At 57.8% G+C, this 26153-nt stretch carries 31 protein-coding genes; 14 read left to right on the top strand and 17 right to left on the bottom strand.

Annotation, left to right across the window (positions count from 1 at the left end; all coding sequences use genetic code 11):
- The first annotated feature begins 9 nt into the window (after positions 1-9).
- The gene (locus BLU63_RS30750) at positions 10-1242 is read left to right on the top strand and encodes a nucleoside permease (protein WP_077750373.1); all 1233 of its coding nucleotides are present in this window, start codon (positions 10-12) and stop codon (positions 1240-1242) included.
- Here BLU63_RS30750 and BLU63_RS30745 read toward each other — a convergent pair.
- The 3 genes from BLU63_RS30745 to BLU63_RS30735 all read right to left on the bottom strand — a co-directional run bounded on the left by BLU63_RS30745 (position 1227) and on the right by BLU63_RS30735 (position 3183).
- Positions 1227-1919 (bottom strand): class I SAM-dependent methyltransferase, encoded by a 693-nt coding sequence (locus tag BLU63_RS30745; protein ID WP_083377069.1) that lies wholly within the window; start codon positions 1917-1919, stop codon positions 1227-1229. The two genes, BLU63_RS30750 and BLU63_RS30745, sit on opposite strands and share 16 nt — an antisense overlap.
- A gap of 86 nt (positions 1920-2005) precedes the next feature.
- A complete protein-coding gene (locus BLU63_RS30740; protein WP_083377068.1) occupies positions 2006-2536 on the bottom strand; it encodes a glyoxalase superfamily protein in 531 nt (176 codons plus the stop codon).
- 314 nt (positions 2537-2850) lie between these two features.
- A complete protein-coding gene (locus BLU63_RS30735) occupies positions 2851-3183 on the bottom strand; it encodes a TonB-dependent receptor domain-containing protein (RefSeq protein WP_083377067.1) in 333 nt (110 codons plus the stop codon).
- Positions 3184-3257: 74 nt separating this feature from the next.
- On the opposite strand from BLU63_RS30735, the gene BLU63_RS30730 reads away from it, so the two are divergent.
- Positions 3258-4559: an ISL3-like element IS1411 family transposase gene (locus BLU63_RS30730; protein WP_011920678.1), complete on the top strand. Its 1302-nt coding sequence runs from the start codon at positions 3258-3260 to the stop codon at positions 4557-4559.
- On the opposite strand, the gene BLU63_RS30725 is transcribed toward BLU63_RS30730, so the two are convergent.
- Both BLU63_RS30725 and BLU63_RS30720 read right to left on the bottom strand, forming a co-directional pair.
- Positions 4548-6533, bottom strand: a complete 1986-nt coding sequence (locus BLU63_RS30725; protein ID WP_231990926.1) for a TonB-dependent siderophore receptor — start codon at positions 6531-6533, stop codon at positions 4548-4550. The genes BLU63_RS30730 and BLU63_RS30725 overlap by 12 nt on opposite strands.
- A gap of 253 nt (positions 6534-6786) precedes the next feature.
- On the bottom strand, positions 6787-7212 hold the full coding sequence (locus BLU63_RS30720; protein WP_083377066.1) for a hypothetical protein: 426 nt from the start codon (positions 7210-7212) through the stop codon (positions 6787-6789).
- 154 nt (positions 7213-7366) lie between these two features.
- Here BLU63_RS30720 and BLU63_RS30715 point away from each other — a divergent pair, with 154 nt between their 5' ends.
- Positions 7367-8041: a TetR/AcrR family transcriptional regulator gene (locus BLU63_RS30715; protein WP_083377065.1), complete on the top strand. Its 675-nt coding sequence runs from the start codon at positions 7367-7369 to the stop codon at positions 8039-8041.
- Between the two features lie 656 nt (positions 8042-8697).
- Here the strand turns inward: BLU63_RS30715 and BLU63_RS30710 are convergent.
- A complete protein-coding gene (locus BLU63_RS30710) occupies positions 8698-9390 on the bottom strand; it encodes an RES family NAD+ phosphorylase (RefSeq protein WP_083377064.1) in 693 nt (230 codons plus the stop codon).
- Positions 9384-9788, bottom strand: coding sequence for an antitoxin Xre-like helix-turn-helix domain-containing protein (locus BLU63_RS30705; RefSeq protein WP_077750379.1), 405 nt, complete (start codon positions 9786-9788; stop codon positions 9384-9386). The genes BLU63_RS30710 and BLU63_RS30705 overlap by 7 nt, the downstream gene beginning before the upstream one ends.
- A gap of 194 nt (positions 9789-9982) precedes the next feature.
- Between BLU63_RS30705 and BLU63_RS30700 the strand changes: the two genes are divergently transcribed.
- Complete coding sequence (locus BLU63_RS30700; RefSeq protein ID WP_083377063.1) at positions 9983-10453, top strand: anti-virulence regulator CigR family protein; 471 nt, start codon at positions 9983-9985, stop codon at positions 10451-10453.
- A 171-nt stretch (positions 10454-10624) separates the two neighbouring features.
- Positions 10625-11125 carry a hypothetical protein gene (locus tag BLU63_RS33220; RefSeq protein WP_176580847.1) on the top strand — a complete coding sequence of 167 codons (501 nt, stop codon included), beginning with the start codon at positions 10625-10627 and terminating at the stop codon, positions 11123-11125.
- A 183-nt stretch (positions 11126-11308) separates the two neighbouring features.
- On the opposite strand, the gene BLU63_RS30695 is transcribed toward BLU63_RS33220, so the two are convergent.
- Together BLU63_RS30695 and BLU63_RS30690 are read right to left on the bottom strand one after the other, a co-directional pair.
- Positions 11309-11743 (bottom strand): GFA family protein, encoded by a 435-nt coding sequence (locus tag BLU63_RS30695; protein WP_083377062.1) that lies wholly within the window; start codon positions 11741-11743, stop codon positions 11309-11311.
- A 46-nt stretch (positions 11744-11789) separates the two neighbouring features.
- Positions 11790-12731: a carbon-nitrogen hydrolase family protein gene (locus BLU63_RS30690; protein WP_077750451.1), complete on the bottom strand. Its 942-nt coding sequence runs from the start codon at positions 12729-12731 to the stop codon at positions 11790-11792.
- Between the two features lie 104 nt (positions 12732-12835).
- On the opposite strand from BLU63_RS30690, the gene BLU63_RS30685 reads away from it, so the two are divergent.
- Positions 12836-13525, top strand: a complete 690-nt coding sequence (locus BLU63_RS30685) for a winged helix-turn-helix transcriptional regulator (protein ID WP_010459223.1) — start codon at positions 12836-12838, stop codon at positions 13523-13525.
- A gap of 98 nt (positions 13526-13623) precedes the next feature.
- On the opposite strand, the gene BLU63_RS30680 is transcribed toward BLU63_RS30685, so the two are convergent.
- From BLU63_RS30680 to BLU63_RS30660, 6 genes are all read right to left on the bottom strand, one after another.
- Complete coding sequence (locus BLU63_RS30680) at positions 13624-13911, bottom strand: cyd operon YbgE family protein (RefSeq protein ID WP_010459225.1); 288 nt, start codon at positions 13909-13911, stop codon at positions 13624-13626.
- Positions 13908-14030 (bottom strand): cytochrome bd-I oxidase subunit CydX, encoded by a 123-nt coding sequence (gene cydX / locus BLU63_RS30675; RefSeq protein ID WP_010459227.1) that lies wholly within the window; start codon positions 14028-14030, stop codon positions 13908-13910. The genes BLU63_RS30680 and cydX overlap by 4 nt, the downstream gene beginning before the upstream one ends.
- A gap of 22 nt (positions 14031-14052) precedes the next feature.
- Positions 14053-15189, bottom strand: a complete 1137-nt coding sequence (cydB, locus tag BLU63_RS30670; protein ID WP_083377061.1) for a cytochrome d ubiquinol oxidase subunit II — start codon at positions 15187-15189, stop codon at positions 14053-14055.
- Positions 15182-16753: a cytochrome ubiquinol oxidase subunit I gene (locus BLU63_RS30665; protein ID WP_083377060.1), complete on the bottom strand. Its 1572-nt coding sequence runs from the start codon at positions 16751-16753 to the stop codon at positions 15182-15184. The genes cydB and BLU63_RS30665 overlap by 8 nt, the downstream gene beginning before the upstream one ends.
- On the bottom strand, positions 16750-16926 hold the full coding sequence (cydP, locus tag BLU63_RS33665) for a cytochrome oxidase putative small subunit CydP (RefSeq protein ID WP_010459233.1): 177 nt from the start codon (positions 16924-16926) through the stop codon (positions 16750-16752). The genes BLU63_RS30665 and cydP overlap by 4 nt, the downstream gene beginning before the upstream one ends.
- A gap of 172 nt (positions 16927-17098) precedes the next feature.
- Complete coding sequence (locus BLU63_RS30660; protein ID WP_083377059.1) at positions 17099-18424, bottom strand: sigma-54 interaction domain-containing protein; 1326 nt, start codon at positions 18422-18424, stop codon at positions 17099-17101.
- 237 nt (positions 18425-18661) lie between these two features.
- On the opposite strand from BLU63_RS30660, the gene BLU63_RS30655 reads away from it, so the two are divergent.
- The 6 genes from BLU63_RS30655 (at position 18662) to BLU63_RS30630 (ending at position 23287) form a co-directional block, all read left to right on the top strand.
- Entirely contained in the window at positions 18662-19540 is an 879-nt protein-coding gene (locus tag BLU63_RS30655; protein WP_010459238.1) for an MBL fold metallo-hydrolase, read from the top strand.
- A 52-nt stretch (positions 19541-19592) separates the two neighbouring features.
- Positions 19593-21263, top strand: coding sequence for a bifunctional protein tyrosine phosphatase family protein/NAD(P)/FAD-dependent oxidoreductase (locus BLU63_RS30650; protein ID WP_083377058.1), 1671 nt, complete (start codon positions 19593-19595; stop codon positions 21261-21263).
- Between the two features lie 28 nt (positions 21264-21291).
- Positions 21292-22092, top strand: a complete 801-nt coding sequence (locus tag BLU63_RS30645; RefSeq protein ID WP_083377057.1) for a sulfite exporter TauE/SafE family protein — start codon at positions 21292-21294, stop codon at positions 22090-22092.
- Between the two features lie 112 nt (positions 22093-22204).
- The gene (locus tag BLU63_RS30640) at positions 22205-22645 is read left to right on the top strand and encodes a YeeE/YedE family protein (RefSeq protein WP_083377056.1); all 441 of its coding nucleotides are present in this window, start codon (positions 22205-22207) and stop codon (positions 22643-22645) included.
- Positions 22642-23061, top strand: a complete 420-nt coding sequence (locus tag BLU63_RS30635) for a DUF6691 family protein (RefSeq protein ID WP_083377055.1) — start codon at positions 22642-22644, stop codon at positions 23059-23061. The genes BLU63_RS30640 and BLU63_RS30635 overlap by 4 nt, the downstream gene beginning before the upstream one ends.
- Positions 23062-23074: 13 nt before the next feature.
- Positions 23075-23287, top strand: a complete 213-nt coding sequence (locus tag BLU63_RS30630; protein WP_010459248.1) for a YgaP family membrane protein — start codon at positions 23075-23077, stop codon at positions 23285-23287.
- 33 nt (positions 23288-23320) lie between these two features.
- Here BLU63_RS30630 and BLU63_RS30625 read toward each other — a convergent pair whose 3' ends face one another.
- Complete coding sequence (locus tag BLU63_RS30625; protein ID WP_010459250.1) at positions 23321-23989, bottom strand: FMN-dependent NADH-azoreductase; 669 nt, start codon at positions 23987-23989, stop codon at positions 23321-23323.
- 103 nt (positions 23990-24092) lie between these two features.
- On the opposite strand from BLU63_RS30625, the gene BLU63_RS30620 reads away from it, so the two are divergent.
- Together BLU63_RS30620 and BLU63_RS30615 are read left to right on the top strand one after the other, a co-directional pair.
- Positions 24093-24947 (top strand): LysR substrate-binding domain-containing protein, encoded by an 855-nt coding sequence (locus BLU63_RS30620; RefSeq protein ID WP_083377054.1) that lies wholly within the window; start codon positions 24093-24095, stop codon positions 24945-24947.
- Between the two features lie 148 nt (positions 24948-25095).
- Positions 25096-25425, top strand: a complete 330-nt coding sequence (locus tag BLU63_RS30615) for a DHCW motif cupin fold protein (protein ID WP_010459253.1) — start codon at positions 25096-25098, stop codon at positions 25423-25425.
- Positions 25426-25601: 176 nt separating this feature from the next.
- Here the strand turns inward: BLU63_RS30615 and BLU63_RS30610 are convergent, their stop codons facing one another.
- The gene (locus BLU63_RS30610; protein ID WP_083377053.1) at positions 25602-26003 is read right to left on the bottom strand and encodes a hypothetical protein; all 402 of its coding nucleotides are present in this window, start codon (positions 26001-26003) and stop codon (positions 25602-25604) included.
- Positions 26004-26153: the final 150 nt, after the last annotated feature.

Raw genomic sequence — 26153 nt, 5'->3', positions numbered from 1 at the left:
GTGACTGTTATGTCCACGATGACCGCGCGCCTGAGCGCCATGATGTTCCTGCAATTCTTTATCTGGGGCGGATGGTTCGTCACCCTCGGTACGTTCCTCGCCAGTAACCTGGGCGCCAGCGGCGGGCAGATCGGCATGGCGTTCTCCACCCAGTCCTGGGGCGCGATCATCGCGCCCTTTGTGATCGGCTTGATCGCCGACCGCTTCTTCAATGCCGAACGCATCCTTGCGGTGCTGCACCTGGTGGGCGCCGTGTTGCTGTATCAGCTGTATCGAGCGCCGGACTTCAGTACGTTTTACCCTTACGTGCTGGCGTACATGATGATCTACATGCCGACCCTGGCACTGGTGAATTCAGTGGCGTTCCGGCAGATGAGCGACCCGGCCCTCGAGTTTTCCCGCATCCGCGTGTGGGGCACCATCGGCTGGATCGTGGCCGGCGTGGTCATCAGCTTTGTGTTTGCCTGGGACTCCCAGGCCCTGATTTCGTCAGGCGGGCTGCGCAACACCTTTCTGATGTCGGCGATTGCGTCTCTGGTGCTCGGCCTCTACAGCTTCACCTTGCCGCGCACCGCGCCACTGAAACCGGAGGTGGGCCGCAGCGGCCTCAAGCAAATGCTCGGGCTGGATGCGTTGAGTTTGCTGAAGGACCGCAGTTACCTGGTGTTCTTCATCGCCTCCATTCTGATCTGCATTCCGTTGGCGTTTTATTACCAGAATGCCAATCCGTTTCTGGCGGAAATCGGCGTGACCAATCCGACGGCGAAAATGGCCATCGGGCAGGTTTCCGAAGTGCTGTTCATGCTGCTTCTGCCGCTGTTCATTCACCGCTTCGGGATCAAGATTGCGCTTTTGGTGGGGATGTTGGCGTGGGCCTTGCGCTACTTGCTGTTCGCCTACGGTAACAATGGCGACCTGGCGTTCATGTTGTTTACCGGCATCGCCTTGCACGGTATCTGCTACGACTTCTTCTTCGTGTCCGGCCAGATCTACACCGACGCCAAAGCGCCGGAGCGTTTCAGAAGCTCGGCCCAAGGGCTCATTACTTTGGCGACCTATGGCCTGGGCATGCTGATCGGCTTCTGGGTCGCAGGGCAGGTGACCGACCACTATGCGCTGACGGGCAGCCATGACTGGAAGAGCATCTGGTTGTTTCCGGCGGGGTTCGCCCTGGCGATCTTTTTCTGCTTTGCGCTGGCGTTCAAGGGGCGGCAGGCAGCGGTTGTTCAATCGACCGTCTGAACAACGCCTTGCCCGCTTTCGGCCACCAACAGCAACGACTGCGGCACCGGACTTTGCGGGTGCTGCGGCTCTTGCAGGACGGCCAGCCGAAAGCCGGCCATGTCCAGCGCATTCAGCCAGCTGGACAAGGTGCGGAAGTACCACGGCATGGGCTGCCACTGGCCCTTGAACCCGGCAAAGGTTTCTTCCCGCCAGCCATCCTGATAGTCGCCTGCCGCGACAGCCCACGGGTGCAGTGTCTGGATCACCAGTGCACCACCAGGGCGAAGCAGGGCGTTCATGGCGGCGAGCAGCGGAATGATGTCCTGGTGCAACAGGGCGAAGTTGGCGCAGATCAGGTCGTAGTCGCGGCCGATGTCCACCTTGGCCTCCACCAATTCTTCATAGCTCGCCACATGCACCTGCGATGACCCCGACGCCCGCGCCGCGTCGACCAGCGTCGCATCGCCATCCACACCGACGGCCGTGATGCCCCGTTGAGCCAGCGCGCGCAGCAACCAGCCCTCGCCGCATCCGAGGTCGAGCACGCGCTCGGGTTGGCGGCCCAGCACGGCCAGCAGGATGGCCTGGTCGGTCACCGTGAGGCGGCTTTCGATGGCGCCGCTGCGGATAGCTGTGATCCAGGCGTGGGCGTTGTGGTGCCAGCTGTCGAGGAGGGTGGATTCGGAGGCGGGCATGTTGGCGTCTGGCGTGGTGGGTTGGTTAGAAGGATAGGACACGTATCAAGGAAACGGGCTGGGTCACCCCAGCCCGCCAGGCAGGATCAGCTTTGGCAGAATCGAATGCGATTGCCGAAGGGGTCATGGACTTCCAACACTTGCCCCCAACCTTGCTGAACGATATCTGGCCGTCCGTATCCGTAGCGTTTGCCCTGTAATTCGTCGCGCAACAGTTCGATATTGTGCATAGGGACAAATATCGTCGATCCCGGGCTCGCATCGCCATGATGTTCGGAAAGATGGAGCTGCAGACCGTTTCGGCTGATGCCCAAGTACAGCGGCAGATCTGCTTCGAAGCGGTGCTCGAATTCGACGCTGAAGCCTAGAAAATCAAGGTAGAACTCGCGCGCCTTGGTTTCGTCAAACATCCGCAGTATCGGGATGGCTCTGTCGAAGGTAATGGCGGGTTGATCAAGTTCCTGGGGAAGCGTCGCAGACGCTGTGTTCCAGTCCTTGTAGCCCAGTTGATGCGCGACCAGCTCAAGCGCGGTTGAGTGAGACGTCGCTTGATTGCGCCCCTCAAGCGAGGCACGCAGCCTCTTGGCCATCTGCTTGGCTTGTTCGATTGAAAACATCGTTCCTCCTGTAGCCAAGGCATTCTGGTGCTCGCGTTGCCAAACCTCGGCTCTCAAGAGATACGACAGGATTTGGGGGAGAAGCAATGCTTTCACCTTTCCCTTCGGGAGCGAGCGGCGGGCAGCATCGGCCCGGGACTGATGATACACAGCGGTCAATGAGTGCGGAAGCCAGGAGCAGGTGAACGAGAGAATGGGCTATTTATTCGACATGAGGCGAGGACGCTTTCGTGTTTGTCCGTAGTCAAGAAGTGCAACACCGGCGCGAGGCCGGTGTTGTGTTGGCAGAGTGCAGCGCCACCCGATCGGGTGCCTTAGAAGCGGTACTTCGCCGAAGCCGTAATGCTACGCGGTGCACCGTATGTCAGGGCGCCGTAGGCATCGAAGATGTCGAAGTACTTCTCGTCGGTGACGTTGTTGGCATTCACCTGGCCCGAGAGGTTTTCGGTGAACTCGTAGCGAGCCATCAGGTTGACTAGGGCATAGGCATCCTGCTGGATTTTTTCGGAGTTGCCGGCCGGGTTGACGGCGTAGGTGTAGATCGAATCCTGCCAGTTAACCCCGCCGCCGATGGTCAGCTTGTTGAAAGCCCCTGGCAGGCGGTAGGTGGTAAAGGGGCTCTTCGCATTTAAGGGTGTAGAAAAAATCTGACCGGCTGGAAAAGGAGTCGAGGATCTTAGAAAATGTAAGCTCTCACACCAACAAAAACTAAGCCCCCGACGTGAACAATCTTACCTTTTCTAGCCCTGATCTTTCCAGCTTTTGCCAACTGAATAACCTCGGCCTGACTGCCACTGGACAACATCTTTGTGCAGAGCGCGCCGTCATCGAATGTCGTTTAACCAAAGCACCCGAGCCATGCCCCAAGTGCGGGGCTGCTGGTGTTTCACGCGGTACTGTCGATAGGCATCTTGCTCACACACCTTACGGACAACGACCAACCAGATTGCTGCTGCGTATCCGTCGCTGGCGTTGTGCTTGCGGCTGTTTCTGGCATGAAGATACAAACAGTGCAGCACCTCCACGTTCAAAGCTTTCATATGGGGCGATACGCTGGGCATTAGCTGCCATCGTGCTGGATCATCTGTCGGTATCTCGTGTTGCGAGCCAGCTTGATGTTGCATGGCACACCGCTAATAATGCCATTATCAACGAAGGACGGCGCCTGCTTTTTAATGACTCGACACGTTTTGACGGTGTGACCGTGCTGGGCGTGGATGAGCATGTTTGGCGACATACACGCTGTGGTGACAAGTACGTCACCATCGTGGTTGACCTTACGCCCGTGCGTAACAAAAACGGGCCGGCCCGCTTGCTCGATGTGCTGGAAGGCCGCTCCAAACAAGCCTTTAAGCAATGGCTACAGAGTCGCCCCAAATCGTGGCGTGACCAGATCGAAAGCATTGCCATGGACGGTTTTACGGGGTTTAAATCTGCAGCGCAAGAAGCCCTGCCTCAAGCCCAAACCGTGCTGGATCCTTTCCATGTCGTGCGCTGGGCAAGCAACATGCTGGATGAATGCCGCCGGCGTGTGCAACACGACATCCTGGGCCGCAGAGGGCGTAAAAATGACCCGCTCTACAAAAGCCGTCGAACGCTACTGACTCGGATCAGCTACCTGTCTGACGCCAACAAAAAGCAACTGTTCCAGCTGTTTGCAGATGAGCACCACCTCGAAGTGGATTGCACCTGGAGCATGTACCAACGGGTGGTCAGCGCCTACAACGAGCCGGATCGAAAACGTGGTAAAAAACTCATGGAAGAGGTCATAAATATCATTACAGCCAGCGACTTGCCCAAAGCGCTCATCGAGGTGAAAGGCTTGGGGGAAACGCTGAAAAAATACGCTGAGAGCATCCTTGCCTACTTCGACCGGCCAGGAACCAGCAACGGTCCAACAGAAGCTATCAACGGGCGACTTGAGCACTTACGAGGTACCGCCTTGGGCTTTAGAAATTTAACCAATTACATAGCCAGGTGCTTGCTGAAGTCAGGAGGGTTTAGAAATCAGCTACACCCTTAAATGCGAAGAGCCGGTAAAGGTGCGCAGCAACTTGGTCGGGTACAGCGTGTTGACGTCGTCGCCGTTGGCATCTTCGGCCGTGAACTGGGTGTAACCCATCGATGCATTCCAGTCCGTTGCGAGCTCGCCGGAAACTTCCAGCTCGAAACCCTTGCTGGTCGCGCCTTCACTCGCCTCGTAGGCGAAACCGCCAACCGGGTTTGAAGGATCGATCAGCGCGCCGGTGTTCTGGCCCAGGTTGTCTTGTTTGATCTGGAAAACCGCTGCGGAGGCGTTCAAGCGGCCACCGAAGTACTCACCCTTCAGGCCCAATTCAGTGCTCTCGCCAACGATCGGTTCCAATGTCTGGCCACTGCGGTCGCGTACCGATTGCGGCAGGAAAATTTCTGTGTAGCTGGCATAAGCCGAAAGGTTGTCGGTGAGGTCGTAGACAATACCTGCATAGGGTGTCAGCTCATGATCGACATCGATCTTGCTCACTTCCGAGAAGACGTCATCACTGGTCTTCTCGTACCAGCTTTCACGCGCGCCAAGGATCACTTTCAAATCGTCGGTCACGTTCAGGCGGGTTGCCGCGTACAGGCCCTTCTGGCGGGTCTCGCTGTAACCGTAGTCGGTCCTCGGGCCCCATACCGGTTCTGCGAAATTACCGTTGTAGGAATCGAAATCGGCGACACCGCCAAAGCCTGTTTGCGCGTCGAGTGAATCGGTGTCGAACTTCTGCTTGCTGTCCACATAGCCGAAGGCCAATTCGTGCTCGCGACCCAGGAACGAGAACGGGCCATTGAAGCGGATGCCGTAGTCGTCCTGGGTGGTCTCGGTCTTGTAGGTCGCCGGGAACGAAGACATCGCGGAGCTGCCGTTCCTGCCTGGATTGCCGGACAGGTACAGCAGGGAGGAGTCGCCGGTGCGTTCGCCACGGTTGTAGCTCAGATTGACTTGCCAGTCGTTGGCAAAGGTGTGATCAAGATTGACGAAGTAAGTCTCGTAGGTCGTGTCCCACTTGCTCCATTTGGCGGAGGTCGACTTCGAGCGGCTCCAGTTCGTGCGGCCGCCGTCTGCGTACCAGACTGGCAGGCCACCCCACATCGGCGAGTCGGCGTTGCTTTCTTGCCGGCTCAAGCCGAACCAGAGCGTGGTGTCGGGCGTCAGGTCGATATCCATCGTGCCGTAGAGGGTCTGGCGCTTGTTCGAGTTCATATCGATCCACGTGTCGCCCTCGTTGGTCTCCCCGACCAGCCGCGCGCGAATGGTGCCTTCCTCGTTCAGCGCCGTGGACACATCAGCCTCGACGCCGTAGGTGTCCCAGGTGCCGGCGCTCAGTTCTACAGAACCCTTCAGGTCTTTACTGTTGGCGCGCTTGCGCACCATGTTGATGGAGGCGGATGGATCGCCGGCACCGGTCATCAGACCGTTGGCGCCGCGTACTACTTCGACGCGGTCATACATGGCCAGGCTGCTGAAAATTTCCCCCGAACTCCATGGCTGCTCGTAGATGGTGGGCACGCCATCGATCATCAGCGAGTTGAGCTCAAAACCTCGGGCGTTGAACTGCGCCCGGCTGGTCTCATAGCGGTTGACCGACACACCGGTGGCATTGTTGACCACGTCGAGGATCGTATGCAGGTCCTGGTCCTGTATGCGTTGCTGGGTGATGACGCTGACCGACTGCGGCGTCTCCCGCAGCGACATGCTCAACGGCGTGGCCGTGCGTGCAGCCTCCGTCGTGTAAGAGTTGGTGTCTTCGGTGACGGCACTGCGTTCGCGAATGGCCGTCTCAGTGATCGCGATAGGGGCCAAGGTCACAGAGCTTCCAGTCTCCGTCTGCTCAGTCTGTTCCGCTGCCTGCAAGGAGGGCGCAGTCATGGCGATACCGGCTGCCAGCATGTGCACTGCGAGCGCCAGGGGGCGCAGGGTCGAAGGCATGCGCGGCGTCACGGAGGTTTGTGTACACAGGGAGATGGGGGCGGTCATGCGAACACTCATTTGATTTTGCTGTTATTGAGAATCCGTATCATACGCAATAGCAATTGATCCTGGAATAGGATTTATACTCATTTGAGAGGGTTTATCAAATGAGATGTGTCCAGCGCATTGCGTGCACGCCTGGAGCGAGGCTGCATCGGCCGTTGACACAGGCTTGATCATGACGGAGGCAGCAATCGATCCGAGGCAGAGTCACCCCGGACCGATACGCTGCCCAAAAAGCGGGGACGTGTTTGGCGCGTCAAGACAGGCGCGATTCGCCTGTCGGGCTGCTCAGGTACACGGTTGTCACACCGATGCGCGAGAACACCAGCCACACAAACAGCAGCACACTGCAACCGATGAGGAGCGAGGCGACGCCAATCAACGGCTCGACTGACGGGAAGCCCTTGAGCCGCAGCGTCAGCGCGCCGAGCATCAGCGGGACGCCAAGGTTGTATATCCAGAACTGCGCTGCGGCCACGCGCCCTTCGGTGATGGACGGGTGGGCTGTGCCGATGATGCCGAACAGGGCCATCGACACCCATCCCAACAGATTGATATGGGCATGTACCGCGAAGAGCGAATGATCGCCGGAAGCGCCCATTGCCACGCCCAGCATCACGCCAATGGCAAAGTAGAGGGCAGCGAGCCGAAACCAGGTCCGCGAACGGGGGTTGTGATTCATGGCATTCACCTCATGCGCCCTGGGGCGCGTTCAGTTGCTCAAACAATTGATTTGAAGTCGTCAGGCGCTCCTGCGTGCGACTTCTTGTGGGTTGGATATCGAGTGTCTATTATGAGACTCGTGTCTCACGACAAGACAGGATCTCATTTACTCCATGCCAATTTCCAAGTCAAGCCCGTCCAGCGGAGACGGCGATCAGGGCCGCGACAACCAGAAGCGCCGCACGCGTCAGGCGCTGGTCGATGCCGCCATCGCCTTGCGCGACGAGGGCCATAACCCGACGGTTGCGCAAGTGGCCGAGCGGGCGATGGTGTCGCGCGCCACGGCGTATCGCTACTTTCCCTCGACGGAGGCGTTGATCAGCGAGACGGCGGCAGACCGAGACATGACGCCGCTGGAGCAGATCTGGCGGCCGGGGGACGATCCGGTAAAGGGCATCGGTCTGGCGGCGAACGCGTTGAACAAACTGTTGATCGACGACGAGATTGGTCTGCACGTGATGGTACGTTCGTTCATGACGGTGTGGCTCGAAAACGAATCCCGTGAGGCACTGCGACCAGGCCGACGCATGAGCTACATCGAGCCGATTGTCGACTCGCTGAAGGACGTGCTCTCACCTCGGGCGCGAAAGCGATTGAAGCAGGCGCTGTCGATCGTCATGGGCACCGAGGCGTTGATCGCCGTGCGCGATATCAGCCGCGCGAGCGTCGCAGAATCACTCGACGCCGCCGCCTGGGCGGCTCGGGCGCTGGTGCGTCAGGCACTGGCGGAGGATGAAGAGGCACGACGAAAACGCAACGCTTCGAGCGCGCGGTCTTCGGCTCCTTGACACCGCATATCCCTAAACTGCCTGTAATCCGGGCCGATACCGATCAAACTTAAAGACGGCGGCGTCTCGCTGGTCAATAGAAAACCGCAACGATAATTCGCCACAGTCTCCAAGGACGGTACTTTGAATCACATCAACACCTGCGCGGTCTCAAACATCCACCATCGTGTCGCCCTTGGTTTGGTTGTCGGTATTGGCAAGCGTGCTCATCGCCGGCTGTTCCAGTCCGCCTCCACCGGTCAGCCCGGTCTACCGCGATCCCTGCCTGGAGGATGGCCCTGTCAACAGCGCGGCCTACGATACGTGTGTGCAAGATCGGGAATCCGACAAAGCCTTGGCATACAAAGCACTTTTCGAAGATCTCGGGCCCTCTTTCCGGCACAGACACCCGAAGCACCGATGCTTTCATCGCTCGGGCACAGGCCGCCTTGGCACCGACCGGGCCATATCCTGTCGAGTTGAGCGCAGGCAAAGAACCCGCGTGGCACGCCGACGAGCTCACGGGAGATAACCTGCATCGGGAAATCCGGATCACGCCAAAACGGTGCGTGGAGTGATGTAAACCTGGGTGCAAATCACGCCCGCCCAATACGACAATGGGCAGGCCCGGGCAACGCAGCTTCAGCGTAATTTGATCAGGCGATCAGGCGATCGTTTCAAGCCTCGCTGATCTTGCTGACGCTGGTGACCTGACCATTCCAGACCATCTCGTAATGCGCAGTTTGAATGATTGATTGAACCGGCTTGGGCGTCATCAGCGCCCAGCAATAACTGCCTTGCATCCGCACCGAGTGGTAACGAATCCCTGGACAGCGCGCCTCTTTGACGGACCTGCCCAAGCGCCGCGAGTGCGTGTAGTCGTCAGGGTCATAAACCGGATCAGTCAGCGCAATGGCAGCAGCGTCTTTCATTGCCACATCCACGAAGGCGCAGGACAACCCCCGGAACACAAACCGCTCATAATTGAGGCTCGGCACATTTGACCAATAAAGACTCTGGTGATGCCGAACCTCGGCCAATGCCGTGTCCATGGAGTCCGCCAGGTACAACACCCCAAAACGACCATCGCTGAACCGCGAACCCGCCGGGTTGACGTGGGTAAACGGCGCCGTCGCATAAGAGCAGCCAGGGATGCCGAACGGGATTTGATCCCGCGCAATCAACTCAAGATGACCCACTTCATTTTTCAGCCGGGGATTGGTCAGCGCCTGAATCTGATACAGCACCTCAAACTCGTCCGCATCCGCCACGTCATCAAACATCGCAATCGGTGGAAACTTCGAATTGACCAGTCGATAAGCCTGCAGCTGTTCGCCAGCCAGTGCTGCCAGTTCGCTCACCGTCACCATTGCGCACCACGCAGCACGTCAATGCGCTTGAAGGTTTCATACAAGGAAATCATGTCGCCCTGAGCCATGATCTCCAGCGGACTGCGCCCATTGAAAAACTCGTTGTGGTTGGCCATCGACGGGAAGCCGTAGACGTTGTCCGGGTTGTCGAAGACTAGGCGCAATGCGGCGTGGATGTTGAGCACGAAGCTGATGCGCTGCATCTGGTCCGAATCGAGCGTCACGGACCATGCGGGATCGCGCTGCCGGGCGCGGGTGTAGGTGCTGCGGGAAATGCGCAAGATGCGACAGGCCTGATCGCTGGAGGCGCTCCACTTTTCGAGGATGCCGACGGCAGCGCGCAGACCTGTTACGCATTGGGCTTTGGTAAAGGCTTGTTCCTGGAGGGGGACTGCCATATTCAATAGCTCTTTCTGAATCTGTAGATTCGAAGATAGGTTTAATGAATCTATAGAGCAAGTCTGCTTCGACCAATGGACATTGAAGTCATTGTTATTGGTTAAATACTTTGGCGACAGGAAGGGAACCAATCTCCTCAATAACGACTAAATTTTAACGAGGGATATTTCCCCCTTACTGAAGGAACGACCCAATGTTCACATCACGCTCATTGATTGCCGCTGTCACAAGTCTTGCACTGGTCTGCGGCTCGGCAACGGCATTGGCCGATCCGGGTAATGGAAAGGGCCAGGGGAACGGCAAGGGAAACCCGCAAAACGGCCAGGCCCATGGCAACCAGGGAGGCCAGGCCGGCCAAGGCAAAAACACCGGGGGCGGCGAATGGGGTCATGGCCCGAGTATCAATCACAACAGTATTCTGGGGATTGTCGGCGGCTATCGGGACTACTGGAGCCCCGGCCCTGCGTTGCCACCGGGTATCCAAAAGAACCTCGCGCGCGGGAAGCCGCTGCCCCCCGGCATTGCCAAAAAACTGGATGGCCGCCTGGTTGGCAGGCTGCCTCATTACGACGGATACGAATGGCAGCAAGCGGGGACCGATTTGATCTTGGTGGCGCTGGCCACCGGGCTGATTTATGAAGTGTTGAACGGTGCGTTTGATTAGCACTTGAGTGGCGAATGCGATTGGAATCCACTGACAAAAGACCCGTGGTTCATTCCAGGCTCTGATGCTGATCAGAGCCCGCATCCATTGCAGTCCGTCCGTCGCAGGGCCAGGAACCGAAATGGGATTCTTGCGTCCTATGGCATGCGATATCAACCTACGGAAGCCACCATGCTTTTAAAGAACAAGAGTCTTTTTGCTGTCATGTCCTGCGCCCTGATGCTTGCGGCTGCGCCATTGCTCCCCGTTGACCTGTCCGTCATGAACTCCGCCTATGCGAAAGAGGGTGGTGGTGGTGGTGGTGGTGGTGGTGGTGGTAATGGAGGAGGTGGCGGTAACGGCGGTGGCAATGGAGGTGGCCATGGCGGTGGCACGGGTGGTGGTCACAGCGGGTCCGGTCACGCCGGCAACGCTGACAGCAGTGGCCGTGGAAAGGGACTGTCCAGCGATCATGCCGGCAAGGCCGTTCGCGACCGTGGTGAAAGCGGAAACCACTATGGCAGTGAACGCAACGGTGATCGCAGTAAAGGCTCAACGACTTCAGGCATCGCCCAATCCAGAGATACGCGCGGCGTCACCAAAGCCGGTGCGATTTCGACCTCGACTCCAGGCGATCACAACGCGAAAGGATTGAGTAACGCGGCTTCCTCGGGATCAAAAAACCCGTACTGACCCGCGAGGCTGAATCGGTCTGCTGCCTGGCCGGGCGTTGAAGCCGTATCGGTTGATGTAAGCGACTACACCGAAAAAAAACGGGCGCCTTTACGGTGCCCGTTTTCAGTTGTGCCGCTGCTTGAGCGCCGATCAGGTAGCAACCGGCATAAGCTGCAATCCCGGACACTTCTTTTGCCAGCACTATTCCTCCACGATGATCCCCGATCCCCCTGACTCGCCGGGAACATCCTTCAGCTTCGGCAATCCATCCTTGAGCCGCAGCACCATCTCCTGATAGTGCACGTGGACAGCCGGCGAGTACGCGAGATCCGGAATGACCGCGGCATACACGTCAATCAGCCCCATCTCGGGGTGGTCCGTAAAGAGGTGCCCGCCACACGTCTTGCACCATTTGCGGTAGCTGCGCGGTGTCTTGTTGTAGGTGCCGATGTTGTCGGCACCCCGAGTCACTTGCACCGCGTCGGGTTTCCACAGCGTGAAGGCATTGACCGGTCCTGCTGACCAATGCCGACACGACTCGCAATGGCAATAGCCCATTGCGGCCGGTTCGCCGCTGACGGTGAACTCGACTGCACCGCAGAAACAACTGCCTTTGTACGACCGTTCAATGCTCATGGCATGACTCCTTTATCAATGGCCGATACAGCGCGGATGGCTGTTTTCACTCGTCGATGTAGTGAACCGGTATCGCTGGCGAGCGCCGCACGTGCAGTTCGAAAATGTCAGGGCGCGCGTAATGCCCGGTGACGTCGAGCGCCCGTCGCGCCGGCGCCACGAGTGCGACGTCAATGTCGGCATACAGAATGCCGGCCTCCCGATGCAAGGGGCCGGCCACAATCCGGCCTTGAGGACTGACCACCACCGAGTCGCCATCGTTGATCCATTCGTCCGGATCGGCAAACAGTTGCATACGCGCTGGAAAGTCCTCGGGAATGTCACTGCCGCGCAGCGCGGTGCCGCTGCCGAGCACCCAACAGCGGCCTTCAAGTGCAATGTGCCGCATCGTGCTGATCCAGCCTTCGCCGGTGTCGTAGGTGGGCGCGATATAGATCTCCACCCCTTGGGCATACAGGGAATAGCGCGCCAGCGGCATGTAGTTTTCCCAGCAGATCAGCGCACCGACGCGGCCGACCGGTGTATCGACCGCACGCAACCCGGACGCATCACCGAAGCCATGCACCATGCGTTCCGGATTGGTCGGCATCAGCTTGCGATGGCGGTTGAGCACTGCGCCATCCGCACCGATAACGACTACGCTGTTATAGAGCGTGCCGCCTCCCGTAGAGCGGTCGCATTCATTGATGCCGCACACAATCGTCACGGCGTGAACCCTGGCGGCTTCGCATAATTCGCCCAGATCACCGTTGGCGATATCGACCGCGTTGGCCAGCAGCCGCGTGTGCAACTGGCCCATGACAGCCCCGTCCTTGCCCGCCGCCAGTCGCCAGATCCACGACGGGTAACCGGGAATGAACGATTCGGGCAAAACGATCAGCGAGGCGCCTGCTGCCGCCGCCTCGGCGACCGATTGCACGGCCCGGGCGATCGTCGCGCTGCGATCGAGCAGCACGGGCGGGCGCTGAATGATGGCTACCTTGGTCATGGCGTTCTCCATTGGCTTTTGGCTTTCGAAGGCTTGAGCGTGCGCGTGGCGAAGGGGCCGGGCTAGTTCAAAAAGTGAAGCGTTGCAGTTGCGGAGTCCAGGCAATGGAAGAGAGCTACGGCCAGTTCTGCACAGTCGCCCGCGGTGCTGAAGCCCTGTGCGAGCGCTGGACACCGTTGGTGGTGCGCGAGCTGCTGTGCGGCAGCAAACGCTTTAACGAACTGCACCGTGGCGTCCCCCGAATGTCCACCAATCTGCTGGCACAACGGCTACGCCATCTGGAAGACATCGGCGTCGTACACCGCACGGCCACCGGCAAAGTCTGGGAGTACAGCCTGACCGCGGCGGGCGAGGAACTGCGCCCCATCATCATGGCGCTGGGGCACTGGGGAGCGCGCTGGATCGGCAGTCGCCTGCGCGATGACCAACTCGACGCCGGCCTGCTGATGTGGGATGTGCGGCGGTTCGTGCGCATTGAGACGTTTCCGTCGCGACCGGTGGTCATCCAGTTCACGTTCCGCGACGCGCGGCCCGGCGAGCAAGCCTGGTGGCTGGTGGTGGAGCAGGGCGTGGCGGATCTATGCCGCGATGACCCGGGCCGCGAGCTGACGCTGGTCGTGGACTCCAGCGTGCGCGCGTTGACCGAAGTGTGGGCGGGCGACCGCACACCGCGGGAGGTGCTTGAGTCGCAAGAGCTGCGTGTGGATGGCGCGGTGAAGGACGCGGAAAACCTGTGGCGCTGGCTGGGGACGAGTGCGTTTGCGGGGACCAGGAGGGCGGCAGTCACTCGTTAGCTTGGCGAAATAACCATCAGCGCTGGCCGATCTGAGCATGATCTGACCGGCCTCAGTTCCTTATGTTGAAGACTCAGATCAAATCGTGTCGGCAGTCCTCACTGTAGAAACTTTACCCAGCCAGCAACGGCAAGTAACACGAAACAAGTCCAGCCTGAGAGAAGCCAGCGCCAGACGAGCATCCGCGGGACAAAACCCACACCTTTCACAAAGGCCACGCTCATGGCTGCGAACAATGCTGTAGCCAGCGCGTGGTCAGGCTTCCCGTCAGGAGCGGCCATCATGGGAGGATAGAGCGTACAAGCGAGCATGATTGCTAAAGCGATCACCAAACTCGGCAAATGAAGGTGTGAGGTTGGTTGAGGGTTAGCGACGCGCGGCATCATGACAGCGTCTCGTCGTTGTCGCTCAAGGCTCGGCCAACTTCGTTCTCGCCCCACATCGCGTTCAATATAGCCAGTAGCAATGCAAAACCGACCCCCAGCATCCAGGCGAAATACCACATGTTCATTACTCCTTTGCCGGCACTAATAGGCAGAATGTTCGTTGGCTTTGATCTTCGCGATGGTGACCTTCCCCCGCATGACGCGATACGCCCACGAGGTATAAAGCACAATCAGTGGCATGAAGATCAACGCGGCCCAGAACATGATGGCCAGGCTTAAGTGACTGGCGACGCTGTCCCACACGGTGAGACTTGCCGCAGGCATCGTTGATGACGGCATGACGAACGGAAACATCGATACGCCGGCCGTGCAGATAACACCGATGACTGAAAGCGATGACGCAATAAACGCTGAAAGTGTATGGCGCGCCATCAACAGTACGGCGGCACCTGCTGCGCCGATCAATCCCAGTGCGGGCAGCAGCCACAGCAAAGGATAATGGCCATAGTTGGCCATCCAGGCTCCCGCTTCGCGCACCACGGACTTGCTGAGAATGTCAGGCAGTCCTGCCGTATCAACTACCGATGTAATGCGATAGCCATCAATCCATTGCAGCCAGATGCCGGCAACGATAAATGAACACACGAGCACGATCGCTGCACCCACCCCGCCTTTGATTGCCCTCGCCTGGATAACCCCTTCAGTGCGATGTGCCAGATGAGCACCACCTTGCAGGGTGATCATTGCGCTGCTTACAACGCCGGTGAGTAACGCGAAGGGGTTGAGCAGTTGCCAGAAGCTGCCGGTGTAGGTCGAAACCAGCAGGTCGTTAAAGTGGAACGGCACACCTTGCAGCAGGTTGCCAAACGCAATCCCGAACACCAGAGGCGGCACTGCTCCACCCACAAAGAGTCCCCAATCCCAAGTACTGCGCCAGGTGGAGTTGTGGATCTTGCTGCGATAGTCAAAACCCACCGGGCGGAAGAACAGCGCCCAGAGGACCAGAATCATCGCCCAGTAGAATCCGCTGAATGCGGTGGCATACACCACAGGCCACGCCGCAAACAATGCGCCACCCGCAGTAATGAACCAGACCTGATTCCCATCCCAATGCGGACCGACGGTATTGATAACGACGCGCCGCTCCATGTCATTGCGGCCGACAAAGGGCAGCAGCGTGCCGACTCCCATGTCGTGGCCATCCATGATGGCGAAGCCGATCAGCAATACACCGACCAGCACCCACCAGATAATTTTCAGGGTGAAGTAATCAAGCATGGTGGAGTTCCTTCAAATGGGCATCGTGTACATAACGGCCAGTACCGAGGCTGCCAGGACCTTGACGGGCAAACTTGACCATCAGGAACATTTCAACCACCAGCAGCACGGTGTAGAAAACGATGAATCCCGCCAGCGAACCATAGAGGTTGTTGACGCTAAGCGTGGATACGCTCATGTGGGTCGGCAGCACGCCGTAAATGGTCCAGGGCTGGCGGCCGTATTCAGCGACGAACCAGCCCAGCTCGCAGGCAATCCATGGCGCAGGCAGCATGCAGAGCGCCCAACGCAGTAACCAGCGGCGTCGTGTGCAGGTCGACTTCAAGGTGCTCCAAAAGGCAAGTCCGAAGAGCACAAGCATGGCAAAACCTAGCGCGACCATGATCCGGAACGCCCAGAACATAGGTGTCACGCGCGGTACGGTATCGTTTACGGCCTTTTCGATAATGGCCGGCGTGGCCTGGTTGACGTCCTCGACATACTTCTTGAGCAACAGGCCAAAGCCCAGATCGGTTTTGTATTCATCGAATGTCTTCAGAGCTGCCGAATCGGTGCGATCGGCTCTGACGGCTTCAAGGGCATTGACGGCGGTAATACCTCGGAGAATTCGAGCGCGGTTCTTTTCTTTGATCTCATGAATGCCTGGAATCTGCTTGCTGACTGATCGTGTGCCAATCAGGCCCATCAGCCACGGCACTTCAACTTCCCAGTTATTTTTGGACTCGGCTTCATTAATACTGGCCACCAATGTCAGGCCAGCCGGAGCAGGCTTCGTTTCCCACATGGCCTCCATGGCTGCCATCTTGGTTTGCTGCGCCTCACCCACCGTGTAACCCGACTCGTCACCCAACACGATCACGCTCAGCACTGATGCGAGACCAAAGGCCGCCGCCACCCGGAAACTGCGTTTGGCAAACTCGACATCACGATTCTTGAGCAAGTACCAACTGGAAATCGACAGCACAAACATCGAACCGGTGACGTAGCCGGCTGAGACGGTGTGCACAAACTTGGCCTGTGCTACCGGATTGAAAACCACTGCCCAAAAATCAACCATCTCCATGCGCATGGTGATGTAACTGAATTCTGAACCTACCGGGTTCTGCATCCAGCCATTGGCGATCAGAATCCACAAGGCTGAAAGGTTTGTACCAATCGCCATCAGCAGCGTGACCAGCAAGTGGTGCTCTTTCTTCAGACGATCCCAACCAAAAAAGAACAGGCCGATCATGGTCGATTCAAGAAAGAACGCCATCATGCCCTCGATCGCCAGTGGGGCTCCGAAGATGTCGCCGACGTAATGCGAGTAATACGCCCAGTTGGTACCGAACTGAAATTCCAGGGTGATGCCCGTAGTCACCCCCAGGGCGAAGTTGATGCCGAACAACTTGCCCCAGAAGCGCGTCATGTCTTTCCAGATAACATTACCGGTCATCACATAGACACTTTCCATGATGACCAGCAGCCAGACCATGCCAACCGTGAGCGGTACAAAAAGAAAGTGATAAAGCGCAGTGGCTGCAAACTGCAGCCGAGACAAATCCACCAGGTGTTCTGAAATCACTTGCTTGCCCCTTGAGTCGAGGTGGGTACACCGAAACGGTTTCCGATGGTGTTCGAGTCGACACTGACGTGCGAATCCCGGATGAACAGCCACCACAGCACTGTCAGCACCAGTAGCTTGATCACTACTGCTGTGAGCAGATGGCGTCGCAGTCGTTTGTCGGAAATGGTCATGACTATGCAGTTAGCACACGGCATGCCAAGGGGGAGAAGTAAGTTTTTATCGTTTTAAAACAGTTGGTTAGATGCTAATCCAGCGATGCGTGAAATGTGTTGGCAGGTCAGTGCGCTGCCAATCTGCCAGGGTTGGCAGTCATTGGCAGTCTTACGGCGCGAGCACTCACTACTAGGCCAAACCTTGTTCTTTCAATCGTCTGTACAAAGTACGTTCGCTAATTCCAAGGTGCTTGGCCAGTTCAGCGCGGGTACCTTTGAACGTAGCCAGTTCCTGTACCAGCGAGCTGCCATCGAAAGCAGTTGAAGTCGAGACCTGAGCAGATGCCACCACGGATACCTGAGGCAAATGTATGGAGCGAATCACACCATCGTCAGTAAACAGACTGGCTCTTTCCAGAACATTGCGTAACTCACGGATATTGCCGGGCCAGGAAAACCGCTGCAATTGCGTCAGCGCATCAGCGTCTATTGTCAGTCGGCGCTTGCCTGAACCGGCGCGTTGCAGAAATGAATTCACCAGCAACCCAATGTCTTCAATTCGGTCGCGCAAGGGAGGTAACTGAATGGGAAAGGCGCTGATGCGGTAGTACAGGTCCTGCCTGAACTCACCTTTCTCCATCATTTTTTCCAGTGGTTTGTGGGTCGCCGCTATTAATCTGAAGTTAGCGTGAAGGGTCTCGACACCCCCGACACGGCGATAGGTGCCCGATTCGATCAGGCGCAACAGTTTCACCTGCATCGCCAGCGGAACATCGCCAATCTCATCGAGAAACAACGTGCCGCCCTGGGCCGTTTCAACCAGGCCAGGCTTACGCATGGTGGCACCGGTGAAGGCTCCTTTTTCATGGCCGAACAACTCGCTCTCAAATAACGTTTCAGTCAAGCCAGAGCAATCAACGACGACAAAGGGTCCAGTGGCCCGCTCGCTGGTTTCATGTACGGCGCGGGCGAACAGTTCTTTGCCCGTACCGGACTCACCGAGCAGCAGCACCGGCAGCATTGAGGGTGCCACCCGCTGCAGCTCCGACAGGGCACGGTTAAAGGCGGGTGAACGGCCGACCAACCCTTCGTTGCTGGGCCGCGCTGATGCGCTGCGAACCAGTGTCAGACGCTCCACATAGGCAGTAATAATACCGTGCTCATCTAGAATCGGGCGTAATTCGACGTCGACATGCTCTGGACCGCGAGGCGTGTGGTGAATGTGCAAAACGCGATCCGGTCCGCGCATTTCCTGCGCCTTTTTCATCGGACAGTTCTCACCCGCCTGATCACAGGGGACATCGTAATGGTGTGAGATTTGATAACACTTATGGCCGATAAAGGGCTTGTCAGCACTGCCAAACTGTCGCTGATAGGCCGTGTTGGCAGCCAGAATGTTGTAGTCCGGATCGAGCACGATCATCGGCTGGGGTTCGTACTCAAGAAACGAAACAAGTGACTGAACTTGATCCGAGTGCGGGAGTGAGTGGGGTGGGGCGGGCAGGATAGTCTTCATCGTGGCTCCTGAGAATCCATCCATCCTGTTGTGGCACTGCCACCTCTGTCAACAAGCACTGCCAATGGCAGTAAATCCAGGTGAATGTAGAAGAACTAAAACCATACTGAAAAAAATAAACTTAATGAAATCAAATAGGTAGGAGCATATTTTTGTGCGGGTCGGGCTTGGCAGACTTATTGCTATATCTGCCTCAGTGTGAGCGGCTTGGTAAAAGCCCCCTAAGGAGACAGGCCAATGAGTGTAAAACTTCACGTCGAAGGATTCTTCGATTCTGCTACCAATACCGTCAGCTATCTTGTGCTGGATGAGGCGACCCACCACTGCGCTTTGATCGACAGCGTACTTGATTACGACCCTAAGTCCGGCCACACCAGCACAACGTCTGCCGACAAGTTGATTGCGAGGGTGAAGGAACTCAATGCGAAGGTCGACTGGATTCTTGAGACTCACGTCCACGCAGACCACCTGACGGCCGCGCCCTACCTGAAGGAAAAGCTCGGTGGGAAAATAGGGATCGGCAGTCAGATTTCTACGGTGCAGGAGGTGTTCGGCACGCTGTTCAATACAGGTCGCGATATGGCCCGCGATGGAAGCCAGTTCGATCACCTGTTCGTCAATGACGAGCCGTTTGCCATTGGCACGCTGCAATGCCACGCGCTCCATACACCCGGCCATACACCCGCCTGTATGACGTATGTCATCAGCGATGGGATCGAAACGGCTGCCTTCGTTGGCGATACCTTGTTTATGCCCGACTACGGCACTGCACGCTGTGACTTTCCCGGCGGCAATGCGCGCACGTTGTTCCAGTCAATCAACAAGGTGCTGAGTCTGCCGGCCAATACCTTGCTGTACATGTGTCACGACTACCAGCCGGGTGGCCGCGAGGTGCAGTTCGTCAGCACCGTTGCAGACCAGCGCGCGCACAACGTTCATGTGCGTAATGGCATCAGCGAAGAGGAGTTTGTGGCGATGCGCACAAAGCGTGATGCATCGTTGGAAATGCCGACACTCATCCTGCCATCGGTTCAGGTCAACATGCGAGCAGGGCACTTGCCCGAGCCTGAAGCGAACGGAACGCGCTACCTGAAAATCCCGCTCAACGTCGCCTGACGTTGCCTTTCCCAGAAAACGCATAAGAAAAATACCCATAACGGAGATCCTTATGGACATTCGCCACCTTGCGCCCGGACTGTCGGTATCAGAACAGATTTTCCCCAACCAATTGGCTGAACTCAAAGAAGCCGGTTTTCGCACCGTCGTGTGTAACCGTCCCGATGGCGAAGGCAGTGATCAGCCCTTGTTTGCCGAAATCAAACGAGCCGCCGAAGCGGCCGGCATCGAGGCGCACTACCTCCCCGCTGAGTCAGGCAAAGTCACTGACGAGCAAGGTATTGCCTTCGGCAAGCTCCTTGAAACACTGCCAAAGCCGGTGTTGGCCTATTGCCGTTCCGGCATGCGCTCGACAACGATGTGGGCACTGTCACAAGCGGGCCAGCAACCCCTGCCACAGATCGTCGAGACCGCCAAAAAAGCCGGGTTCGATATGAAAGGCGTCATTCGCCGGATCGCGAATCAGGGGCGCACGCCGGTCGAAGTGGCCGAGGCGCAGCATACCGTGGTCATCATCGGGGGCGGTGCGGCAGGTATCGCGACCGCTTCCAGTTTGCTGGCACGAGAACCCGGACTCGACGTTGCCATCATCGACCCGGCCGATGTGCACTACTACCAGCCTGGCTGGACACTTGTCGGCTGTGGAGTCTTCGATGCGCCACAAACTGCCCGAACGATGGGCACGACCATCCCTCGCGGTGTGCATTGGATCAAGTCGGCGGTCGCTGCTTTCGAACCCGAGAGAAATGCCGTCATTCTTGATGGGTGCAGAGTCGTCAAATACGAGCAACTGATCGTGTGCCCTGGCCTCAAGCTCAATTGGCATGCAATCGAAGGTTTGTCGGACACCCTGGGCCGCAACGGCGTGACCTCAAACTACCTGTATCAACTCGCCCCCTATACGTGGGAACTGGTGCAGCAACTGCGTGGTGGCCGAGCCATTTTCACGCAACCGCCCATGCCGATCAAATGTGCCGGGGCGCCGCAAAAAGCCATGTACTTATCTGCCGATCATTGGAAACGTAGCGGTGTATTGGACAAAGTCGAGATCGAGTTTTGCAGCGCCGGCGCGGTGCTGTTCGGAGTTCCCGACTACGTGCCCGCACTGATGGAATACATCAAGGCCTATGGTATCGACCTGAATTTCGGCAACACACTCACCAGCGTGAATGGGCCTGCACGGACTGCAACGTTCAACTGCGTCAAGCCGGATGGCAGCGCCCATCTTGTTACGCGCGACTTCGATCTACTTCATGTGGTGCCACCGCAGATTGCACCCGATTTCATTCGCGTCAGCCCTCTCGCTGACGCGGCGGGCTGGATTGATGTCGACCCAGCCACGCTGCGGCATAAAACCTGGGTCAATATTCACGCGCTGGGCGACGCCACCAACACCAGCAACGCCAAGACCGCGGCTGCAGCACGCAAGCAGGCGCCCGTCGTTGCCCATAATGTGTTGGCCGCAATGGGTAAAGCCAAAGGCAGTGCCCATTACGACGGTTACGGCTCCTGCCCGCTGACGGTTGAACGCGGCAAGATCGTATTGGCTGAGTTCACCTATGGCGGCAAGGTCGCCCCCAGCTTTCCATCCTGGCTGATTGACGGTACCCGGCCATCGAGGCTGGCATGGCTGCTCAAAGAGCGGATTCTTCCACCGCTGTATTGGAAGGGAATGCTCAAGGGCCATGAGTGGATGGCAAAACCTGAGTTGGCTGACGTATGAAATCAGACCTGAAAGCAAGGAGACTGAGATGACCGTCGTCTTACTGCTCGGGCTGACTGTTGGCGTCATTCTGGCGCTGACCGGCGCCGGTGGAGGAATACTGGCTGTTCCATTACTGGTGTTTGGAGTGGGATTGAGCATGGCCGAGGCAGGGCCAATCGGTTTACTGGCTGTCGGTTTAGCCGCGACCCTGGGTGCCGTAATGGGACTCAAAAACGGCACCGTCCGCTATAAAGCGGCGCTTTTAGTTGCAGGCGCGGGGATCGTCTGTTCTCCACTTGGCCTTTGGCTGGCGCAACGCACGCCTAACCGTCCGTTGACGATCATGTTTGCCTTCGTGCTGATGTACGTTGCGTTCCGGGTCTATCGACGATCGCTCACTCCCTCCACGGAGTCGAAGACCCCCGTCACATCCAAACCACCGCCTTGTCTATTGGACGTGAACCGAGGAAAGATTAACTGGACGGGGCCGTGTGCATGGGCACTCACCGTTTCCGGCATTGTCGCGGGCGGGCTTTCCGGCTTGCTCGGCGTGGGCGGTGGCTTTGTGATGGTGCCGGCACTCCAGCGATACACCAATTTGACAGCGCAGTCGGTGCTTGCAACGTCTCTTGCCGTTATTGCGCTGGTTTCCATTTCCGGCGTTGCTGCAAGCTCCGCAGCCGGGCATTTGCAGTGGGCGGTCGCCCTTCCGTTTTCCATTGGCGCATTGGTCGGAATGGTGTGCGGGCGTCTGATCGCTGCACGGCTGGCGGGTCCACACTTACAAAAAGGCTTCGCCGCAGTTTCCATGGTGGTGGCGGTGGCCTTGCTAGTGAAAGCTATTTAGTCATGTGCATACGTCGCCGTGACGCAAAGCAGGTGTTCGATCGCATCGGCAATCCCGCTGCATTGGCAGTCATCCACACCCTCTATCAACCATTTCGTGCCGGAGAATCTTCATGAATGTCGACGGGCTCAACTTCACCCCTTGGTCATCCCTTGCCGGTGGCGCACTGATTGGCTTGGCGGCCAGTCTATTCGTCGTCGCCAACGGGCGTATCGCAGGCATCAGCGGTCTGATCGGCAGTCTTTTACAGCGTGGGAGCGAGGGGGTGAGTGAGAAAGCACTTTTTCTCCTGGGCCTGCTCATCGCACCGATTCTATGGGGCTTGTTCGCCACGCTGCCGCAGATCGAATTCAAAACTGGCTGGTTCGGGCTGATCGTCGCCGGTGTATTGGTGGGCATCGGCACACGATACGGTTCAGGTTGCACCAGTGGCCATGGGGTGTGCGGCATATCGCGCCTTTCGCCGCGATCGATGGTTGCCACTGCGTGCTTCATGTTCAGTGGTTTCGCCACAGTGTTTGTCCTGCGTCATCTTCTGGGAGGTTGGACATGATCAAACTGAGTGCATTCATTGCGGGTCTGCTGTTCGGCTTGGGTCTGCTTCTGGCCGGCATGGCCAACCCGAGCAAAGTACTCGCTTTCCTGGATCTGACCGGTGCCTGGGACCCTTCCTTGGCGTTGGTCATGGTCGGCGCAATCGGCATAGCCATTGGCCCGCTGACCTGGGCACGCCGGCAATCCAGTTCGCTGCTGGGAAAGCCAATGCAGCTACCGATCAAACGTGAGTTGGACCCACGCCTGATTGGCGGGAGCCTGTTGTTTGGCATCGGCTGGGGAATAGCAGGCATTTGTCCTGGCCCCGCAGTGGCCATTCTGCTGACAGGACGCTGGCAAATAATCGTATTCATGTTGGCGATGCTGGCCGGCATGTTGTTGTTTACTGCGCTGGAGACCCGGCGCAACCATTGATCGGGAGATCGCCATGAAAGCGAATGTCGGAACCATTGATCGAACCCTGCGCATTGTCGCCGGTCTGCTTCTCATTGGCCTCAGTCTGTCCGGGGTGATCGGCGTATGGGGCTGGATAGGTTTAGTGCCGCTGGCCACAGGCATTTTCCGTTTCTGCCCTGTCTATACGTTGCTCGGCATCAAATCGTGCCAGTCGACCTGTTCGGACAGCAGAGAACGGCCATAAGGGTTTAGTCTCGCAGGCCGTGCTTCAAAACCCTCAGATACCTGCTGCCATTATTGCGGGGGAGGGGATGAAGCGGTCTGCCAGACGCCTGGCCTGCTGAGTCGCGGCCTCACGCGCACGCAGGTCAACGTCTTCCCCCAGGATGGTTTTCTCCACAATCACCGAATGCACATCCGTGACGCCGATAAATCTCAGCCAGGCTTCCACGTAGGGCTTCTGAAAGTCGAAGCGCTCCGCCGGTGTGATCGACTGCGCCGAAAAATCCAGGCCGCGGGCGTACATCACCACGGCGCGTTTGTTGTGCAGCATGCCTTCCAGACCGCGTTCCGGGTCAACGCTGAACAGGATGTCCTTCTGCGAAATCAGGTCGATGAAGTGCTTGAGTTTGTAAGGGATGCTGAAATTCCACAGCGGTACGGACATCACCAGTACATCGGCGCGGTGCAGGTGCGCAGCCAGTTCTTTCAACGTGTTCCAGGCCTCCTGTTGCGCTGTGGTCAACGGCGTGCCACTGAGCCCGGCGTATTTGGCCTCCATCGCCACATCATCAAATTCCGGCAGCGCCATGTTCCAGAGGTCGAGGGTGACGATTTCTGTGTCCGGGGTGTTTGCTTGATAACGCGCAATGAAACTGCGAGCGACTTCGAGGGAAGCCGAGCGCTGTTTGCGTGGAGAGCATTGAATATGCAGAAGGGTTGTCATGGCACACCTTGAATGATGAGGGCGGGGCAGGTGACGCATTGCAACATAGTTGTATTTGAAATATAAATCGTAAATTCCAACTAGATTAATCACGAATAAAACTATGTTCGACACGTTGCTGCTCAAGACATTTGTCACGGTCGTCGATGAAGACGGCTTCAGCCGTGCCGCCCAGAAGCTGCACCTGACTCAGTCGGCGGTCAGTGGTCATGTGCGGCGATTGGAAGAGCAGATTGGTAAGCCGCTGTTGACGCGTACCACCCGTTCCCAGCAACTGACGGCCGATGGCGAGCGCCTGGTCGCTTACGCACGCACGATCCTCACGCTGAACCGTGATGCCTGGACTGACCTGACACGCACACCGTTTCACGGGCGGTTGCGGATCGGGTTGTCCGAAGATTTTGTCGAGTCTCGATTGCTGCGCACTGTTCAGGATTTCGCGGCGCAGTACCCCGGGATGGAAATCGAGGTGCAGGTGAACATCCCCGGTTCGTTGCTGGCGCTGATGAAGCAAGGGCAACTGGACGTGGTCATCGGTTCGTTGTGCGAAACCAGCGAAGCGGGGTTGCTGCTGTGGCAAGAGCCGCTAATGTGGGCGTGGTCGGCGCAACCCGTCACCGGGTTACCGACGCCGTTGCCGCTGGCCCTGTTCCCCGCGCCGTGCCCTTATCGCGAAGCCGCGTTGACGAGACTGGCGCAGGCGGGAATCGCCCAACGCACGGCAATGTTGTGCAGCAGCACCGCCGGGTTGCGGGCGGCGGCACTGGCAGGCTTCGCGATAGCGCCCATGCCTCTCAGTCAGTTGGGGCAGGGGCTGGCGGTTATCGGGGCTGAACAAGGATTGCCGGCATTGCCGGATGCGCAATGTCGGCTGTTCGCCTCACCTGAAGCGGATCAGGCGATGGTGGCAGCGGTCACTCAGCTCATTGTGGAGTATTGCTCCACGCGCAGGGCTTGATTGGCATGGGCGTAGCGGCATCCATTTGAGTCAGTGATTGCAAGCTTGGATGGGCGCCTGTATCTCCTAAATGCGGGGCATCTGTATCTATCGAGAATCCCACTGGAGCGGTACGGTCCACAGATCCTCTATCATTGATGAGCCACCCATGGATCTAACGGATGTTCCCTTTGGTACGACCGATTGGTCGACTGTCGAACCTGTCCAGTACGCCGGACAGACGGGCACTGCCTATTGGCGAACCTGCCAGTTTGGTTCGACGCGTGTGCGGATGGTTGAATACAGTCCTGGTTATCTGGCCGATCACTGGTGCTGGAGAGGGCATATCCTGTTGTGCCTGGAAGGCGAGTTGCACACGGAACTGGAGGATGGTCGCCAATTCACGCTTACAGCGGGGATGAGCTATCAGGTGGGAAACAACGCTGAGGGGCATCGATCTTTCAGCACCACAGGCGCGAAGTTGTTTATCGTGGATTGACTCTGTACCAACCACGATCGTCCCATTGCAGAGTCAGGTGCTCATCGAAGGACGTTTGTGGCAGCACTGTGCGCCCGTTCTGCCTGTCCAGAGCTTGACTGAGTAAAAACAGAGTGTAAAAAAGCCCGGCATGTCAGGCCGGGCTTCTTGTTGGATGCCGCAGTAAAGCCGTTCATTCAGGCAGCGCGGCTTTCGATCAGACGGTCAGAACCACCTTCAGCGACGCGGTTTTCGATCAGACGGTCGGAACCACCTTCAGCGACGCGGTTTTCGATCAGGCGATCCGAACCACCTTCAGCAACGCGGTTTTCGATCAGACGGTCGGAACCACCTTCAGCGACGCGGTTTTCGATCAGGCGATCCGAACCACCTTCAGCGACGCGGTTTTCGATCAGACGATCGGAACCACCTTCAGCAACGCGGTTTTCGATCAGACGATCCGAACCACCCTCAGCCACACGACTTTCAATCAGACGATCCGAGCCGCCTTCAGCGACAACCGGGTGAGCAGAAGAAGCGGCGAAAGCGTTAACTGCAAAAACCGAGAAAGCGATGCTGAGAAGGATTTGGCGTTTCATGATGGTGTGCTCCGGGGTGTAGTTGTTTGGTATGGAGGCGATGTTACGCCCCGGAGTTTTTAAGAGAACTTCATTGAGTTGATGGTGACTATCGATGGCAGCAATGGATGCGCCTCACGCCCGTGCCGTCCGCGCAAGCCACCGGACTTA

Origin of the sequence: Pseudomonas mandelii (assembly GCF_900106065.1) — a bacterium.
GTDB classification, from domain to species: Bacteria; Pseudomonadota; Gammaproteobacteria; order Pseudomonadales; family Pseudomonadaceae; genus Aquipseudomonas; species Aquipseudomonas mandelii.
This window is presented reverse-complemented; position numbering and strand designations above follow the sequence as displayed.